Source organism: Paraburkholderia sp. OAS925 (assembly GCF_040543975.1).
Lineage (GTDB): Bacteria > Pseudomonadota > Gammaproteobacteria > Burkholderiales > Burkholderiaceae > Paraburkholderia > Paraburkholderia graminis.
Window position 1 is genome coordinate 2,118,949 of record NZ_JBEUNO010000001.1, and the last position, 16,765, is coordinate 2,135,713.

The 16,765-nt window shown below is 65.1% G+C and carries 12 protein-coding genes and 1 pseudogene; 7 read left to right on the plus strand and 6 right to left on the minus strand.

Annotated elements, in window-relative coordinates; all coding sequences use genetic code 11:
• Window positions 1-12 precede the first annotated feature (12 nt).
• Both ABIE53_RS09205 and ABIE53_RS09210 read left to right on the plus strand, forming a co-directional pair.
• Window positions 13-1,353 (plus strand): HlyD family secretion protein, encoded by a 1,341-nt coding sequence (locus ABIE53_RS09205; RefSeq protein ID WP_107708330.1) that lies wholly within the window; start codon window positions 13-15, stop codon window positions 1,351-1,353.
• 105 nt (window positions 1,354-1,458) lie between these two features.
• A complete protein-coding gene (locus tag ABIE53_RS09210; RefSeq protein WP_107708328.1) occupies window positions 1,459-3,015 on the plus strand; it encodes a DHA2 family efflux MFS transporter permease subunit in 1,557 nt (518 codons plus the stop codon).
• A 69-nt stretch (window positions 3,016-3,084) separates the two neighbouring features.
• On the opposite strand, the gene ABIE53_RS09215 is transcribed toward ABIE53_RS09210, so the two are convergent.
• From ABIE53_RS09215 to ABIE53_RS09235, 5 genes and pseudogenes are all read right to left on the minus strand, one after another.
• Entirely contained in the window at window positions 3,085-5,043 is a 1,959-nt protein-coding gene (locus ABIE53_RS09215; protein WP_107708326.1) for an acid phosphatase, read from the minus strand.
• A 206-nt stretch (window positions 5,044-5,249) separates the two neighbouring features.
• On the minus strand, window positions 5,250-6,044 hold the full coding sequence (locus tag ABIE53_RS09220; protein ID WP_006051045.1) for an ABC transporter substrate-binding protein: 795 nt from the start codon (window positions 6,042-6,044) through the stop codon (window positions 5,250-5,252).
• A gap of 68 nt (window positions 6,045-6,112) precedes the next feature.
• Window positions 6,113-7,582, minus strand: a complete 1,470-nt coding sequence (locus tag ABIE53_RS09225) for an FAD-dependent oxidoreductase (protein ID WP_192698891.1) — start codon at window positions 7,580-7,582, stop codon at window positions 6,113-6,115.
• A complete protein-coding gene (locus ABIE53_RS09230) occupies window positions 7,579-7,881 on the minus strand; it encodes a (2Fe-2S)-binding protein (RefSeq protein WP_107708323.1) in 303 nt (100 codons plus the stop codon). Before ABIE53_RS09230 ends, ABIE53_RS09225 begins: the two co-directional genes overlap by 4 nt.
• Window positions 7,865-9,011 (minus strand): annotated as a pseudogene (locus ABIE53_RS09235) (NAD(P)/FAD-dependent oxidoreductase). Before ABIE53_RS09235 ends, ABIE53_RS09230 begins: the two are co-directional and overlap by 17 nt.
• Before the next feature lie 102 nt (window positions 9,012-9,113).
• Here ABIE53_RS09235 and ABIE53_RS09240 point away from each other — a divergent pair.
• A complete protein-coding gene (locus ABIE53_RS09240; protein WP_107708319.1) occupies window positions 9,114-10,037 on the plus strand; it encodes a LysR substrate-binding domain-containing protein in 924 nt (307 codons plus the stop codon).
• Between the two features lie 28 nt (window positions 10,038-10,065).
• Here the strand turns inward: ABIE53_RS09240 and ABIE53_RS09245 are convergent, their stop codons facing one another.
• Complete coding sequence (locus ABIE53_RS09245; protein ID WP_029969294.1) at window positions 10,066-10,797, minus strand: IclR family transcriptional regulator; 732 nt, start codon at window positions 10,795-10,797, stop codon at window positions 10,066-10,068.
• Between the two features lie 162 nt (window positions 10,798-10,959).
• On the opposite strand from ABIE53_RS09245, the gene ABIE53_RS09250 reads away from it, so the two are divergent.
• The 4 genes from ABIE53_RS09250 to ABIE53_RS09265 all read left to right on the plus strand — a co-directional run bounded on the left by ABIE53_RS09250 (window position 10,960) and on the right by ABIE53_RS09265 (window position 16,758).
• On the plus strand, window positions 10,960-11,844 hold the full coding sequence (locus ABIE53_RS09250; RefSeq protein ID WP_107708317.1) for an aldo/keto reductase: 885 nt from the start codon (window positions 10,960-10,962) through the stop codon (window positions 11,842-11,844).
• A complete protein-coding gene (locus tag ABIE53_RS09255) occupies window positions 11,841-13,265 on the plus strand; it encodes an aminotransferase (protein WP_244230982.1) in 1,425 nt (474 codons plus the stop codon). The genes ABIE53_RS09250 and ABIE53_RS09255 overlap by 4 nt, the downstream gene beginning before the upstream one ends.
• A 66-nt stretch (window positions 13,266-13,331) precedes the next feature.
• A complete protein-coding gene (locus tag ABIE53_RS09260) occupies window positions 13,332-14,666 on the plus strand; it encodes an NAD(P)/FAD-dependent oxidoreductase (protein ID WP_107708315.1) in 1,335 nt (444 codons plus the stop codon).
• 52 nt (window positions 14,667-14,718) lie between these two features.
• Window positions 14,719-16,758, plus strand: a complete 2,040-nt coding sequence (locus ABIE53_RS09265) for a hydantoinase/oxoprolinase family protein (protein ID WP_107708314.1) — start codon at window positions 14,719-14,721, stop codon at window positions 16,756-16,758.
• Window positions 16,759-16,765: the final 7 nt, after the last annotated feature.

Below are 16,765 nucleotides of genomic sequence, written 5' to 3' on the forward strand. Positions count from 1 at the left end.
TGGAGAATCGACATGAGTGAAATCAACACGCCGGAGCGCGCCGCGACGCATGCGGCGCCCGCCAACGTAGACACAGCGACGGCACCCAATGCCGCCGCGGCCACCGCGGCCACCGCGCCCACCGCCGCGAGCGAACCGAATTCGCGCAAGCGCCAACTGCTGCTCACGCTGCTTGGTGCGGCCGTCGTCGTATCGGTCGCGGCATACGGTGCCTATTACATGACCTATGCGCGTTATCACGAGACGACCGACGACGCCTACGTAAGCGGCAATCTCGTGCAACTCACGCCGCAAGTAACCGGTACGGTCGTCGCGGTGAACGCCGACGACACGCAGATCGTGAAGGCGGGCGACCCTGTCGTCACGCTCGATAACGCGGACGCCACAGTCGCGCTCGGCAACGCCGAAGCGATGCTGGGGCAGACCGTTCGCCAGGTGAGCAGCCTGTACGTGAACAACGATTTCTACGCCGCCAACATCGCGCAGAAACAGTCCGATCTGGCTCGGGCGCAAGACGATCTGCGCCGCCGCCAGGCCGTCGCCGACACGGGCGCGGTGTCCGCGGAAGACATCGCGCATGCACGCGACACGGTGACCGCCGCACAGGCCGCGCTCGACGCCGCGCGTCAGCAGGCGGAAGCCAATCGCGCGCTGACCGACCACACGACAATCGAACAGCACCCGAGCGTGCAGGCGGCGGCGTCGAAAGTGCGCGACGCGTACCTCGCCTATGCACGCAACACGTTGCCCGCGCCCGTCACCGGCTATGTGGCGAAGCGCTCGGTGCAGGTGGGCCAGCGGGTATCGCCGGGCACGCCGTTGATGGCGGTAGTGCCGCTCAACGGCGTCTGGGTCGATGCCAACTACAAGGAAAGCCAGTTGCGCAACATGCGTATTGGCCAGCCCGTCACACTGACGGCCGACGTGTACGGCAGCAAGGTCGAATATCACGGCCGCGTGGTCGGCTTTTCGGCGGGCACGGGTAGCGCCTTTGCGACGTTGCCCGCGCAGAACGCGACCGGTAACTGGATCAAGGTGGTTCAGCGTTTGCCCGCGCGCATCGAACTCGATCAGAAGGAACTGCAAGCGCATCCGCTACGAATCGGCTTGTCGATGCAGGTCGATGTGGACACACGCGATAGCACCGGCGCGCAACTCGGCGCGGCCGTGAATACGACGTACCGCACCGATGTCTTCGCGCAATACGGGGCTCAGGCCGATGCGGAGATTCAGAAGATCATCGAGCGGAATAGTGTTGTCGCGCATCCGGGACCGACGGAGCGTGTCGTATCGTCGGCACAGGGCACGCGTGACAAGCGCAACAGCGCCGCCATGCCAAAACGCGCGGGCTGAAGTGCAGAACGTGACGCCGTTCGTTATCGCGTCTTCATTTATCCATTTAGCTGACAGGTCAGATAGATATTGCCGGCCTGTTCGCGACTTCGTACTGGAAGTAAGATGAATTCCTCGACGCAACTCGCACCGCCGCCGCTGAGCGGCGCAAAGCTGGTTCTCGCGACCTTCGCCGTCGCCCTCGCGACGTTCATGAACGTGCTCGATTCGTCCATTGCCAACGTTGCGATTCCGACTATCTCGGGCAACCTCGGCGTATCCGTCGATGAAGGCACGTGGGTCATCACGTTGTTTTCCGCGGCGAATGCAGTCGCCATTCCGCTGACGGGCTGGCTCACGCAGCGCGTCGGTCAAATCAAGCTGTTCGTCGCCGCGATCGTGCTGTTCGTATTTTCTTCGTGGCTGTGCGGGGTCGCGCCGAACCTGGTGATCCTGCTCGCCGCGCGCGTGTTGCAGGGTGCCGTGGCCGGTCCGCTGATTCCGTTGTCGCAAGCGATTCTGCTCGGCTCGTATCCAAAGGAAAAGAGCTCGACCGCGCTGGCGTTGTGGGCGATGACGGCCACGGTCGGCCCGATTGCCGGTCCGGCGTTGGGCGGCTGGATCACCGACAGCTATAGCTGGTCGTGGATCTTTTACATCAACATTCCGGTTGGTCTCTTTGCTGCGGCCGTGACGTGGTTTATCTATCGCGACCGCGAGACGCCGGCGCGCAAACTGCCCATCGACAAAGTGGGTTTGATGTCGCTCGTCGCATGGGTCGCGTCGCTGCAAATCATGCTCGACAAGGGCAAGGACCTCGACTGGTTCAGCTCGCCGGTGATCTGCATTCTCGCGGCAGTGGCGGCGGTCAGCTTCGTGTTTTTCCTGATCTGGGAATTCACGGAAAAGAACCCGATCGTCGATCTCCGGCTCTTCGCGGTACGCAATTTCCGCGGCGGCACGATTGCGATTTCGGTCGCGTATGCGGTGTTCTTCGCGAACCTCGTGATTCTGCCGCAATGGATTCAGGGCTATCTCGGCTATCGTTCGGTGGATGCGGGTCTCGTCACCGCGCCGCTCGGCATCTTCGCGGTGCTGCTCGCGCCCGTGATGGCGAAGATCATGCCGAAGACGGATGCACGCGTGCTCGCGACGCTGGCTTTCGTCGGTTTCGCCGCGGTTTTCCTGATGCGCTCGCATTACACGACGGGCGTCGACACCTATACGCTCGTGCTGCCGACGCTGCTGCAAGGCATTCCGATGGCGCTCTTTTTCACGCCGCTTACCGCGATCATTCTGTCGGGACTCTCACCCGATAAAATTCCTGCGGCCGCCGGCCTGTCGAACTTCGTGCGCGTATTCGCCGGCGGCGTGGGCACGTCGCTGATCACGACGGGCTGGAACAACCGGACGATCCTGCATCACGCGCAACTCGCGGAACAGTCGAGCGTCAACAATCCGGCTTATACGTCCGCGCTCGCGGACATTCATACGACGCTCGGCGGCAACATGGATCAGGCGGCGGCGTTCTTCGAGCGCTCGCTGAATGCACAGGCCGCGATGCTCGGGCTGAACGACATCTTCTGGCTTTCGTCGATGATCTTTATCGTGATCATTCCGCTGATCTGGCTCACGAAGCCGGGCAAGGGCGGTGGCGGCGGGGCGGCGGCAGGCGCGCACTAGGATGCGCGAGGCGACGAGACGTTTGAAGTAGCGAACGTCTCGTCGCGGTTCACTGCTCAGCCACAACCGTTACGCCGCCGACAACCTTACCGACACGCCCGTCCCCGTATAAACCGGCGTCGCCTTGAAGCCGTCGACGGTCACCGTCGAGAACTTCGCCGAGCCGGCCGCACCGTCGATCAGCGCGATGGTGTCGCCGGCTTTCGGCGCATAGCCGTTGACGAACTTCACATGCAGCGTGCCGCCCACGACGCTCAGCGTGCCGCCCACACGCAGACGCCCGCCGCCGTTGCCGTCGATGTCGAGTTCGAGCGTCGTGTTGTCGAGCTGCGTGTAGCGCGTCGCGATCGTCACCGGCACGCCGGCCGCGATCTTCACGCTGCCGCCCGAGCCGACGTACACGTCGCCGTTGCCGAACGCGTTCGCCGAGCCCGCCGCGAGCGTGCCGCCGCTCACTTGCGTGCCGCCCGTGTAGCGGTTGTTGCCCGACAGCGTCAGCGTGCCTGTGCCTTGCAGCGTCAGCTTGCCTGCACCGGCAATATCGTTGCGCCACACGTCGGCCGCATTGAGCCCGCCCTGCGACGCATCCATCGACACGATCACGTTGCCGTTGAACGCGCCATAGCCGTCCGCCGCGGCGAACAGGTTCAGGCGGCCCCAGCCTTCCGCGTCGTCCATCACCGGATAGCCGGACGGCATCTCGGTCGTCTTCAGCACGACGCGCCGCTGGTCCGCGCTCAGGTACGGGAAGCGCGTCTGCAACAGAATTTCCGCGCCCTTGGGCACGAGCGGCGGCGCATCGGTCGATGCGATCGGGCCGAAGCCGAACGTCATGCGGCGCATGAATGCCGCTTTATTTGCGGTGTAATCGGCGAAGCGGTCCGTTGCCGCCGTGCCCGAACGAGCGAATGCGGCGAAGCTCGCGCCGTTGGTCCCGCTGAGCTGCTGCAGCGCCTGGTGAGCCTGAACGTAGGCGGCCTGCGCGTCGCTTGCATACGTGTTCAGGTTCGCCGCGCTGACGGCGAGCGCGAGCATCCGGCCGCCGATCACGTCGAGCGGCGAGTGCATGCCGGCGAGAATCCGGTTCTCGCCGAGTTCGAGACCGCGGCTCACCATTTCCTGGAATCGTTCGGGAACGAGCCACGCCATCGTCGTCGCATCGCGCATCGCTTCGGCCTCATGACCGCTGATGAAGCCGCCGTCGGTCGCGGGTGTCGTGCTTTCCGCGGGAACGAGCGTCGGCGCGACCACGACGCTCGCGCTCCAGCGATACGGCCGTGCGTACTTGTAAAAGCGTTTCGCTGGTTCCGTCGATGCGTTGTTGCCCATCTCGTTGAGCAGATCGACGACCTTGCCGAAGCTCGCGTTCGTGCTGCCGCCGACGCCGACGTTATTGCCCGAGTCGTTGTACAGCACGGTCGTCGCATCCGGCGGCACGCTCGTGATGCTGGTCGTCTGCTGCGCCGCCGTGCGCCATGCGGCGGTGAGCGGGCCCATCCCGTCGGTCACGCTGTAGCCCTTGCCGCGGCGGTCGTCGAAATACGCGGCGTCGGCCTGCTGCGGCGTGCGCGCGGTCGTCGCGTCGATCACGTATTGAACGTTGGCGCTCAGCACCGTGCTGTTCAGGATCGTGCCGCACGGCGTGCCGCTGGCGGGCAAGCCGGAGCAGGTCGACGGCACGATCGCCGGAAACGCGCCGTTTGCCGGCGCGCTCACGCCCGCGTCGACCAGCATCGTCGACGGCTGCCACAGGTCGAGAAAGCGGCTCACGACACGCACTGCGGCGTTGGTCGACAGCGTTGCATAGCGCGCGTCGCCACGCTGGTTGGTCGCGATGTTATCGACGAAGGCGGGCACGCCCGGCACGGGCGCGCTGTCGACGAAACCGGGATCGGCCGGCGGCGCCGGCACGGCCGCGACGGGCGTATTAGTGGCGACGACATCGCCGCCGCCGCCGCAGGCAGCCAGAACGATCGCACTCGACAACGCTGCGACGTGCAGCGGAAAACGGCTTCGTGACGCAAACATGCCAACTCCATCCTGAGGGTCAAAGATGGCGCATTGTCGTGGGCGAACGTGACGTGGAGGTTACGGAGCCGTTTAGCGGGGGATTTGGTGTTGGAGTAGGAGAGAGCGAGGCGACGCTCGCTACTCTTTAGCTGGATCGATGCGCCGGTGTTCAATGGATGTGGCTATCCGGCGCATACATACGCAACAAGCGAGAAAAACGGTTGTTACTTCCCGTACATGTCGAAATCGAAGTACTTCGCTTCGATCTTGCGATACGTGCCGTCCTTGAGCAATTCGGCAATCGCGCCGTTTAACGCGTCGCGCAGTTGCGGCTCCGACTTGCGCACGCCCGCCGCGTCGCCGTCGCCCATGATCTTCGCGTCGTAGACCACATCGCCTGCGAATGAAAAGCCCTTGCCGGCCGGCGTCGCGAGAAAACCCAGCTTGCCCTGCACGGCGTCCATCAGCACCGCATCGACGCGCCCCGCCGTCAAGTCGGAATAAGCCTGGTCGTAGCTCGGATATGCGACCACTTCCACGCCCGACGACGCCCACTTCTCGCGCGCATACGTTTCCTGCACCGTGCCTTGCTCGACCGCCACGCGCTTGCCCGCGAGCTTCGACGCTTCGGGCAGCAGATGCGCGCTGTCCTTCGCGATCAGGCGCGTCTGGTTGCGGTACAGCCGGTCGGTGAAGTCGATCTGTTCGCGGCGTTTCGCGTTCGCCGCCATCGACGAAAGGATCACGTCGAACTTGCGCGCCTGAAGGCCGGGAATCAGTCCGTCGAAACTGCTTTGCACCCACACGCACTTCGCCTTCAGTTTCTCGCAGATTGCATTGCCGAGGTCGACGTCGAAGCCCACGACCGTGCCGTCTTTTGCGATCGATTCGAACGGCGGGTACGTCGGGTCGACGCCGATGCGGATCGTGGTCCACTCCTTGGCCGATGCCATCGTGCTCGCGGCCATCAGGGCGAGCAGGGCGGCGCTCAACATCGTCTTTACGCGTGTGGTCTTCATAGAGGCTCCGTGTGTGATGTGGTGTGGTGTGGGTGTGGTGCGATTCGTTTCGTCTGCGATGGATGGGATCAACTGGGAAATTCGCCGCGAGTGAAGTCGTCGCCGAGCGCGATGGAGTCGGCGATTTCGTCGACCGTAACGGGTTTGGTCGGCGCGCGAATGCGGTAGTAGCCGACGTCGCCGACCGCGCGTTCCTGCACCTGCGCGATGAGTTCGCCGACCGTCGCGCCACACCATCGGCCCTGACACGGGCCCATGCCGCAGCGTGAAAACGCCTTCATCTGGTTCGGCCCCTGACAGCCGATTGCCGCGATCGCGCGAATCTCGCCTGCGGTGACTTCCTCGCAACGGCACACGATGACGTCGTCGGCGGGACGGCGCAGCGCGGCAGGCGGCGTGTAGAGCGCATCGAGCAGCGGGCGCACGGCGAGGTGCCGTTTCATCGCGAGCCGCGAGCGGCGGCCGCGTGCATCACGCGACGCGGCATCGAGCGCGCCGAGTTCGCGCGAGATATCGAGTGCCGCAAGCGTGCCCGCGTGCGCAGCCGCTTTCGCGCCGCCGATGCCCGCGCCGTCGCCCGCGATCCAAACATGCCCGACCGTGCTGCGTCCGTGCGCATCGGTGCGCGGGCGCCAGCAGGCCGACGACGCATCCCATTCGTGCTCGCAACCGAGCGAGCGGGCCAGTTGCGTCGACGGAATCACGCCCTGATGCAGCAGCACGAGCGACGTGTCGATCGAACGACGCGTGCCGTGTTCATCGGCGAAATGCACGCGTTCGGCGCGCTCTTCGCTTTCGATCAAGAACGCACTTGCGCCGCGATAAATGGGGATGCCCGCGCGCTTTACCGCGCGCATCATGCGCAGACCCTTCAGCAGATAATCGGCGCCTGCAAGCGCGGGCAGCGCATGAGGCAAGGCGGCGCGCCACGCATCGCGCGGCGTCGTATCGATGATGGCGCGCACACGGCGTCCGGCATTCAGCAACTGCGATGCGAATAACCACAGCAGCGGTCCGCAACCCGCGAGCACCGCGTCCTGCGATGGCGCGAGTCCCGACGACTTGAGCAGCGTTTGCGCCGCGCCGATGCCCATCACGCCCGGCAGCGTCCAGCCGCGCACCGGCCACGAACGCTCCTGCGCGCCCGTCGCGACGAGCACCGCGCGCGCCGAGATGTCGAGCGTGCCGCCAGGTTGCGCACCTTGTGCACCTTGCGCGCGGCGCGTGAGCATCGCGACGGCGCGGCCGTTTTCAAACGCGATCTGCCATACGACGCAGCGCGCCAGATGCTTCGCGCCGCTGGCATCGAAAGCCGCGATCAGCGTGCGTCCGCCGAGATACTCGTCGCCGAGCACATGCGCATCCGTGAGCGGAGACTGCGCGGCGTTGCGATAAATCTGTCCGCCAGGCGCCTCGCCTTCGTCCGCGACGATCACATCGAGACCCGCACGGCGCGAAGCGATCGCCGCCGACATGCCCGCCGGTCCCGCGCCGATGATCAGCAGATCGCACGTCGATTGCACTGGACGCTGCGTCATGCGAGCCTCGCTTTACCGGACATCGCGCGGACCCGCATGCCGTCGCAGACGCGCGTCATGCACGCCTGCACGTTCGGCACGCCGTCGACTTCCACGAGACAGTCGAAGCACACGCCCATCATGCAGAACGGTCCGCGCGGGGCGCCGCTGACGGGCGTGGTCCGGCAGGCGAGCGCGCCGCTTTCGAGCAACGCCGCGGCGACCGTGTAGTGCTGCGGCACATGCCGGTGCGTGCCGTCGATATCGACGCGCACCGTGGGCGCCGGCAAGGTGACGAGAGATTCAAAGTACGTGGGCATCGGTCGAATTCGAAAAACGCGTGGCGACGAAGGGATCAAGTATTGAAGGTCGCGCGCCGCCCGCGATCCACGGCGCGATCACGTCGGCATGGGCGGCGGCGAGCGTCACGCCGCTATGGCAGATGGCGAGGAACGCGCCGGGATGCGTGGACGATTCCTCGTAGACCGGGCAGGCCGTCGGGCGTCATGATGCGAAGCGCGCCCCACGCGCGCACGATGCGCGCATGCCCGAGCACCGGAAATGCGGTGCGTGCGCGGCGCGCGATATCGGCCATGACGGCGCGCGTCTGGCCGTCGTCGAAGCCGACGGCTTCGGCAGAATCGCCGAGTAGCACCGAGCCTTCGGGCGTCTGCCGTACGACGAGCGTCGGATAGTCGAGAAACGGCGCGAGCCGCTCCGTCACCATGATCTGGCCGCGCAGGGGCGTGATGGGCGCGAGCATGCCGACCATTGGCGCCAGGCGCTGGTTGTCGAGGCCCGCGGCGAGCACGACGCGTTCGGCTTCCAGCGTGCCGTGCGGCGTATCGATTTCGAAGCGGCCCACATATGGGCGGATTTCGCGGACTTCATGATGCGGCAGATACGTGCCGCCCGCGAGCGCGAAGGCCTGCTGCATCGCGCGCAACGTATAGAGCGGGCTCGCGTGTCCGTCATGCGGCGAGTACAGCGCGCCCGCCAGTTTGTCCGATGCCGAGGGCACGCGCGCCTTCAGCGCATGGATATCGAGCACCTCATAAGTGAGCGACGCGTCGCGCGAGCGAATCGATTCAAGCAATTGCCGGCCCGCTTCGAGCTGCTCGATGGTTTCGCACAACTCGATGCCGCCGGGACGTTCGAAGCCCGCATCGACGCCGGTCTTGCGCTGCAATTGCGCGGCGAACGCGCCCCAGCGCTCGGACGATTCACGCGACCACTGCGCGTAGGGCAGGCACCGGCCGCCCTTGCCTTGTACCCAGACGAGCCCGAAATTGCCGCGTGCCGCTCGATGCGCGGAGTCCGCGCCGTCGCATACGGCCACGCGTTTTCCTGCACGAACGAGCCCATAGGCGATGGCCATGCCGACGAGTCCTCCGCCCGCGATCACGATGTCGAAGCGGCGTGCCGTGTTATGAGCCAGCTTATGCTGCATGAAATGCGTTTCCTGCCTGTTTTTACGAGTCGAGACCGAACTTTGGGCGCTGCAAAAAACTGCGTCAAATGCCAGTTTGTCGGTCATCTATAATCCAATGTTATGGACACATCCGAACTCAAGATTCGCCAGATCGAGGCCTTTCGCGCCGTCATGCTTCGGCACACCGTCACCCGCGCCGCGGAGTCGCTGCATATTTCGCAGCCTGCCGTGAGCCGTCTTATCGCCGATCTGGAAAGCCGCGTCGGCTTCGTGCTGTTCGATCGTCAGCAGGGGCGGCTCACGCCCACGGCGGAAGCGCGCGTGTTGTCCGAGGAAGTGGAGCGCGCGTTCGTCGGCATGGACCGCATCTCGCAGGCGGCGCGGCAGATACGCGCGATGCGGCGCGGCTCGTTGCGCGTGGCAGGCTCGCCCGCCGTGGCGCTGGATTTGCTGCCTTCGGTGATCGCGCGGTTCGTGGAGCGGCATGCGGGTATCGACATCAGTCTGCTTACGCATAGCGCGACGACGGTCGTCGAGAAAGTCGCGTCCGGGCAGTGCGATGTCGGCGTGATCGCGGAGCCGATTCCGCATCCGGCCGTCAAAAGCGAACGCCTGGCGAATGCGGTCATGCGTTGCATCGTGCCGCGCGGGCATCGGCTGGCGCGCAAGACGTCGCTGACTCCCGCGGATTTACGCGGCGAGCGCTTCGTGTCGTTTCCGCAGAGTTTCGATGCACGCAGCGCGATCGACCGGGTTTTCGTCGATGCAGGCATCGCGCGCGATCTCGTGATTGAGGCGCAACTCTCGCAAGCCATCGTGGCGCTCGTCGCGAATGGCGCGGGCGTCGCGCTGATCGATCCGGTCACCGCTGCATTTGCGCGGCAGCGTGTGGCCGTGAGGCCGTTCACGCCCGCCGTGCCGGATCATTTTTATCTCGTGACCAATGGGTCACGGCCGTTATCGCTCGTGGCAGAGACGTTTTGCGGCGCGATACGGGAAGCGTTTGAGCGCGCGATAGCTGAAGCTGATATCTGCAAAAAATGACTGGTGAAATCCGCATGCCGCCCGACTGCTAGACGCCGATCGCGGCAGCGGCCTTCGCCACCGCATTACCCCATTCTTCAAGACGTGCCGGGTCATAGCGCGATTCAGGCATCGAGATGCAGATGCTCGCCGCCGGCGCGCCGTCCGAGTCGATGACCGGCGCACCGATCGCGCACACCGCAGGACGATACTGCGAGAGATTCACCGAATAGCCGCGTTGCCGGATGCGCTCGAGTTCGAGACGTATCTCGGCCGGATCGGATGGCGTCGTGTCACTGAACTTCGGCAAGTCACGGCTCAGGATTTCGTCGGCGTCGGCTTCCGTCATGTACGCCAGTACCGCCAGGCCCGTCGCGGTCGCATGAAACGGACTCAGATCGCCAATCGGACTGAAGGTGCGCACCGTCTGCGTACAGTCTTCACGATCGATCAGGACCATTGAGTTGGTGCTGTCCGGCACCGACAGATGAACTGTCTCGTTGGTCAAATCGCGCAACTCGCGCATCGGCCCGCGCGCGGCCGCATACAGCGCACCGCCGCGCAGCGCGGCAGGCCGCACGCCGAGGATTCGCGGACCCACTTCCCAGCGTGTCAGGTCGCCGCTCGTCTGGCGAAGCCAGCCGGCCTCGTGAAACGTCAGCAGCGCGCGCTGCACGCTCGACTTCGGCATATCGAGCAGGCGCGCCAGCACGCCGACGCTGACCGGCTGGTTCTTCGACACAGCTTCGAGAATCTCGAGGCTCTTCAACAAACTTTTCATGCAGGTCTCCGATGAGCGACGGCGACGGGCGCGCGCGCGCCCACGCTGCGCTTGCAACGCAAAAAAGCGCGTGTTACTTTTCGGGCACTGTTCGTGGCACGCCGTGCCGTATTGTGGCACACCTCTCTTAGAGTTGCAAAGCATCGGAGAACGATTAAGGCAATGGGACTCTCTTTTCAGCCGCCCGGCGCTGCGCCGGTTATCGAAGCGCACGGCGCGCGCTTGCCCGCCATCGGCCTCGGCACCTGGCGCTCCACCCATGACGAAGGGGTGCAAGCGGTGTGCGCGGCGCTCGCAGCGGGCTATCGCCATATCGACACGGCGGCGCGTTACGAGAACGAGCAGGCGGTCGGGCAGGCGCTCGCGGCGAGCGGTTTGCCGCGCGACGAAGTGTTCGTCACGACCAAGGTGTGGCACACAGAATTGCGCGCGGCGGATTTCAGGCGTGCCGCCGAGGCGAGCGTCGCGCGGCTCGGGCTCGATCACGTCGATCTGCTGCTGGTGCATTGGCCCAATCCGGATGTGCCGCTCGAAGAGACCATCGGCGCGCTCTGCGACGCGCAGCGCAGCGGCTTGACGCGGCATATCGGCGTATCGAACTTTCCGGCCGCGCTGCTCGATCGCGCGGTCGCGCTTGCTTCTGTGCCATTGGCCGCCAATCAGTGCGAATACCACCCGTATCTCGATCAGACGCGCGTGCTCGACGCGTGCCGGCGGCATCGCATGGTGCTCATTGCGCATACGCCGCTTGGCAGCGGCAAGCTGCTCGCCGATCCGGTCATCGCGGAGATCGCACGCGAATACGGGCGCAAGCCGGCTCAGATCATCTTGCGCTGGCTCGTGCAGCAGCCTGGCGTGGCGGCGATTCCCAAGTCGTCGAATCCGCTGCGCATCGGCGAAAACCTGGCCGTGTTCGATTTCGAACTGGATGCGGGCGCAATGGCGCGCATCGGCGCGCTCACTCGCGCCGACGGCCGCGTGAGCAAGCCCGCGTGGCATCCCGAGTGGGACGCACCTGCGCATTCATCAGCGGCGGACAAACCATGAACTTCATCGACACCGCCATGAACCCCGCGATCCGCACGCCTGGCGAACTGACGCTCGAAACCGACCGGCGGCATCTGATGCATCCCGGCACGCATGCGTCCGATCATGCGTCGGGTCAACTCGACGCACGCCTCATCTCGCGGGCGAAAGGGATTCGCATCGAGGATCAGGCGGGACGTTCGTACATCGACGCGTTCGCAGGACTCTACTGCGTGAACATCGGCTATGGACGCGAGGAAATGGCCGACGCCATCGCCGCGCAGACGCGCGAGTTGTCGTTCTATCACACGTATGCGGGCTTCTCGAACGACCCCGCTGTCGAACTGTCGCGGCGCCTGATCGAAGAGTGGGCGCCGCCCGGCATGAAGAAAGTGTTCTACGGCATGTCGGGCTCGGACGCGAACGAAACGCAGATCAAGCTCGCCTGGTACTACAACAACGTGCTGGGACGGCCGCGCAAGAAAAAGATCATCGCGCGGCAGCGCAGTTATCACGGCTCGGGCATCGCGACCGGCAGCCTCACGGGGCAGCCCAAGTTCCACGCCGGTTTCGATCTGCCGATGCGCGAAGTGCTGCACACGGCTAGTCCCGACTTCTATCGCGATGCACGTCCCGGCGCGAGCGAAGCGGAGTTCGTCGCGGATTGCGTCGAGCACCTGGAGCAACTGATCGCGCGTGAAGGCGCCGACACGATCGCCGCATTTTTCGGCGAGCCGGTGATGGGCTCGGGCGGCATCGTGCCGCCGCCGTCAGGTTATTGGCCCGCGATTCAGGCGGTGCTCAGGCGTCACGACATTCTCTTCGCCGTCGATGAAGTGGTGTGCGGTTTCGGCCGGCTCGGTTCGCGCACGGGCAGCGAGCACTACGGTCTCGAGCCGGATCTGATGTCGGTGGCGAAGGGCCTGACGAGCGGGTATCTACCGCTGTCGGGTGTGATCGTCAGCGAGCGCGTGTGGGATGTGATCGAGCGCGGCTCGCGTGAGCAGGGCGCGATGAATCACGGCTGGACCTATTCGGGCCATCCGGTGTGCGCGGCGGCGGCGTTGACGAATCTCGACATCATCGAGCGCGAGCAGCTCGTGAACAACGCAGCGCAGGTTGGCGCTTATTTCCAGGCGCGTTTGCATGAGGCGTTCGACGCGCATCCGCTCGTCGGCAATGTCAGAGGCGTGGGCATGCTCGCCGCGCTCGAACTGATGGCCGGCAAGAGCGAGCGCCGCCCGTTTCCGGCCGCGGCGAAGGCGAGCCAGCGGGTAGCGCAGGCAGCGCTTGCGCGCGGTTTGATCGTGCGTGCGCTCGGCACGAACGACATCGTCGGCTTTGCGCCGCCGCTTGTCGCCACGCGCGCGGACATCGACGAAATTGTCGCGATTGCGCGCCGTGCGCTGGACGATGTTAGCGACGCGTTATCCGTGCAGTAGCCGCCTGTTTTCACGCCCTCGCTTGCCTCGCGAGCGGGGCTCTTCAACTCAACCAGGGACTCGACCGTGTCCACGCGCAAGCAGGTTTTCTCTTCCGATTTCACCGACACGCCGTACTGGTGGCAAGACTGGCGTCCTCATGACGAACTGATGTCGGACGTGCCTCGCGACGCGGACGTGGCGATTGTCGGCGCCGGTTATGCGGGCTTGTCGTGCGCGCTCGAACTCGCGAAGCAGGGCTTGCGCGTGGCGGTGCTCGAAGCGGACGTGCCGGGCATCGGCGCCAGCACGCTAAGCGGTGGCCAGGTATCGGGAGGCGTGAACGTCGGCAAGGCGCCGTCGGGTAAGAAGCTGGATAATTCGGTATCCGAAGAAAGACAGAGAAGGTTGCTCGGCGAAGCGTCCGTGTCGTACGAAGTGTTTGAAAACATTCTGCGCGACAACGCGATTGAATGCAGCTACGTCAAGGCAGGGCGCATCAACGCAATGTGGACCGATGCGCACATGGCCGCCTGGCGCAAGCGCATCGTCAATCTGAACGCCTATGCGCGCGCCGGCGCACGCATGCTGTCGCGCGACGAATTACGCGGCGAACTGGCGAGCGACATCTATGCGGGCGGCGTGCTGATCGAACGCGCGGGCCAGGTTCATCCGTCGATGATGTTCGCCGGTTTGCTCGCCGCCGCGCGCGGCGCGGGCGTGACCGTATGCAGCCGCGCGGCGGTTCGAAGCATCGCGCGAAGCGGCGCTCAATACCGGGTGGAAACGTCGCGCGGCGCGCTCACGAGCCGGCATGTGGTGATCTGCACGAACGGCTACACCGGTTCGTCGATGCCCGATTTGCAGCGTCGCGTGGTGCCGGTCGTATCGCACCAGATTGCCACCGAGGAATTGCCGGCCGACCTGCGCGCCTCGCTGATACCGAAGCGTCGCGGCATCTCCGAGACACGGCGTGTCGTCAACTACTACCGCTATTCGCCGGATGGCAAACGCCTGCTGTTCGGCGGCCGCGCGCGCTTTTATCACCTCGATCGCCGCCAGTCGGCTGCGGTGCTGCACGCGCAGATGGTCGAGCGCTTTCCGCAGATGGCCGATGTGAAGGTCGCGTATAGCTGGGGCGGCACCGTGGCGCTCACGCTCGATTTTCTCCCGCATCTGGGCCGCACCGCCGATGGCATTTACTACGCGCTCGGCTGCAACGGCAGCGGCGTCGTGATGATGACCTACCTCGGCTACAAGGTCGCGCGGCTGATCGCCGAAGGACAGGCGCCCGAGACAAGCGCCTACGGCACGCCGATGGTCACGCATCCGCTTTATAGCGGCAAGCCGTGGTTCATGCCCGCGCTCGGCAGTTACTACCAGATTCGCGACGTCATCGACAAACGCAGGCGGCACGCATGAACGGCCGCACATCGCTTGACGCATACCATTTAACACACGCAAGGGCACGACAATGGGCTTGAGAATCGGAGTCGATATCGGTGGATCGTTCACCGACTTCGCGGTGCTTGACGAGGACACGCGCAGCATCCGCACGCTAAAGGTGTTTTCGCGCCCGGACAGCCCGGGCAGCGAAGTGCTCGCGGGCGTCGAAGGACTGCGCGAGCGCTACGGCATCGAGCCGCACGATGTCAGCTATTTCACGCACGGCACGACGGTCGGCGTGAATGCGGTGGTACAGCGCCGCGGGTTGAAACTCGGCCTCATCACAACGCGCAATTTCGAAGACGTGCTCGACATCGCGCGCCTGAAGATTCCCGATATGTATCACCTGATGTCGAGCCGTCCCGCGCCGCTCATTCCGCGCGACCGCGTGTTCGGTGTCATCGGACGGCTCGGCGCTGACGGCGAAGAAGAGACACCGGTCGATGAACAAAGCGTGCTCGATGCGATACGCGGCTTGCAGGCGGCGGGCTGCGAAGGCGTGGTGGTGTCGCTGCTGCATTCGTACCGCAACCCGGCGCATGAACAGCAGGTGAAAGCAATTATCGAGGCTGCGCTGCCGGGCTTTTTTGTGTCGTGCTCGCACGAGGTCTGGCCCATCATCCGCGAATACGAGCGCACGGTGACGGCGACTATCGGCGGCTATGTGCAGCCGCGCGTGTCCAACTATCTGACGCAGTTGCAGGCGGCGTTGGCGGAAAGCGGCGTCGCGGCCGATCTGAAAGTCACGAAATCGAACGGCGGCGTGATGAGCGCCGAGCACGGCAAACAGAACTGCGTGCAGATGATCCTGTCCGGCACCGCTTCAGGCGTGATCGGCGCGGCGTATCTCGCGCGCCTTTGTAACGTGAAAGATTGCATGAGCCTCGACATCGGCGGAACCACAGCGGATATCGCGCTGATCGTGGACGGCCAGCCGCAATATGCGACCGGCGAATACATCGGCGAATTCCAGATTCATATTCCGTCCGTGTCGGTGTCATCGGTCGGCGACGGCGGTGGTTCGATTGCGTGGGTCGACGAATTCGGCGTGCTGAAGGTCGGGCCCGAAAGCGCGGGCTCGAGCCCTGGGCCAGTGTGTTACGGCCGTGGCGGCACGCGCCCGACAATCACCGATGCGTTCGCCGTGATCGGCGTGCTCGGCAGCGCCGCGCTCGGCTACAACGCGGTGAAGGTCGACGTGGACGCGTCGCGGCGGGCAATCGAACCGCTCGCGAGGCGCCTGGGTCTCGACATCTATCAGACGGCCGCGGCCATCATCGAGGTGTCGATCTCCGGCATGTATGCGGGCGTGAGCCGGCTCAGTTCGCGCTTCGGCATCGACCCGCGCACGTTCGCGCTGATGCCGTTCGGCGGCGCGGGGCCCATGCTCGGCTGCTTTCTCGCACGCGCGCTGAACGTGCGCAATCTGCTGGTGCCGACCACGCCGGGCGTGTTGAGCGCGCTGGGCGGCCTGATCGCCGATACGAAAAACGATTTTGTTCGGACGACGTACTATCCGCTGGACCGTGCTTCGCTCGCCTTGCTCGCGCAAGATCTCGCGCATCTGGAAGCCGACGCGCGCGCATGGGTGATTCGCGAGGCGGGGACGGACGCAAGCGCCGAGATCGTCGTTTCGGCCGATATGCGCTATCGCGGGCAATCGTTTGAAATCGACACGCCGCTCGCGCGGGAAGCGATCACCGGCGGCGATATCGAAGCAATCGCGCAGGCGTTTCACCGCGAACACGCGCGCCTCTTCGGGCATAGCGACGAGAAGTCGCCGATTCAGGTGGTGGCGCTGCGGCTCGTCATCACCGCGCCCACGCCGAAGCCCGCGCTGCCGCGCATCGCGACAGGCGAGGGTGCGCCGCGCGCGGAATCGGAGATCGACGTGTATCTGGACGGCGCGTGGCGGCGCGTCCCGCTTTACCGGCGCTCCGCGCTGCTCGCCGGACACCGGTTCGCCGGGCCCGCGATCGTCGCGCAGGACGACACCACGACATGCGTGCTGCCGGGTTTCGACGGACGCGTGGACGAATACGGCAACCTCTTTCTCGAAGCGGTCTGATAGATCG

Excerpts from the sequence above, each read along its gene's own strand:
- ABIE53_RS09205 (WP_107708330.1), top strand. The coding sequence starts at position 13 with ATGAGTGAAATCAACACGCCGGAGCGCGCCGCGACGCATGCGGCGCCC.
- ABIE53_RS09210 (WP_107708328.1), top strand. The coding sequence starts at position 1,459 with ATGAATTCCTCGACGCAACTCGCACCGCCGCCGCTGAGCGGCGCAAAG.
- ABIE53_RS09215 (WP_107708326.1), bottom strand. The coding sequence starts at position 5,043 with ATGTTTGCGTCACGAAGCCGTTTTCCGCTGCACGTCGCAGCGTTGTCG.
- ABIE53_RS09220 (WP_006051045.1), bottom strand. The coding sequence starts at position 6,044 with ATGAAGACCACACGCGTAAAGACGATGTTGAGCGCCGCCCTGCTCGCC.
- ABIE53_RS09225 (WP_192698891.1), bottom strand. The coding sequence starts at position 7,582 with ATGACGCAGCGTCCAGTGCAATCGACGTGCGATCTGCTGATCATCGGC.
- ABIE53_RS09230 (WP_107708323.1), bottom strand. The coding sequence starts at position 7,881 with ATGCCCACGTACTTTGAATCTCTCGTCACCTTGCCGGCGCCCACGGTG.
- ABIE53_RS09240 (WP_107708319.1), top strand. The coding sequence starts at position 9,114 with ATGGACACATCCGAACTCAAGATTCGCCAGATCGAGGCCTTTCGCGCC.
- ABIE53_RS09245 (WP_029969294.1), bottom strand. The coding sequence starts at position 10,797 with ATGAAAAGTTTGTTGAAGAGCCTCGAGATTCTCGAAGCTGTGTCGAAG.
- ABIE53_RS09250 (WP_107708317.1), top strand. The coding sequence starts at position 10,960 with ATGGGACTCTCTTTTCAGCCGCCCGGCGCTGCGCCGGTTATCGAAGCG.
- ABIE53_RS09255 (WP_244230982.1), top strand. The coding sequence starts at position 11,841 with ATGAACTTCATCGACACCGCCATGAACCCCGCGATCCGCACGCCTGGC.
- ABIE53_RS09265 (WP_107708314.1), top strand. The coding sequence starts at position 14,719 with ATGGGCTTGAGAATCGGAGTCGATATCGGTGGATCGTTCACCGACTTC.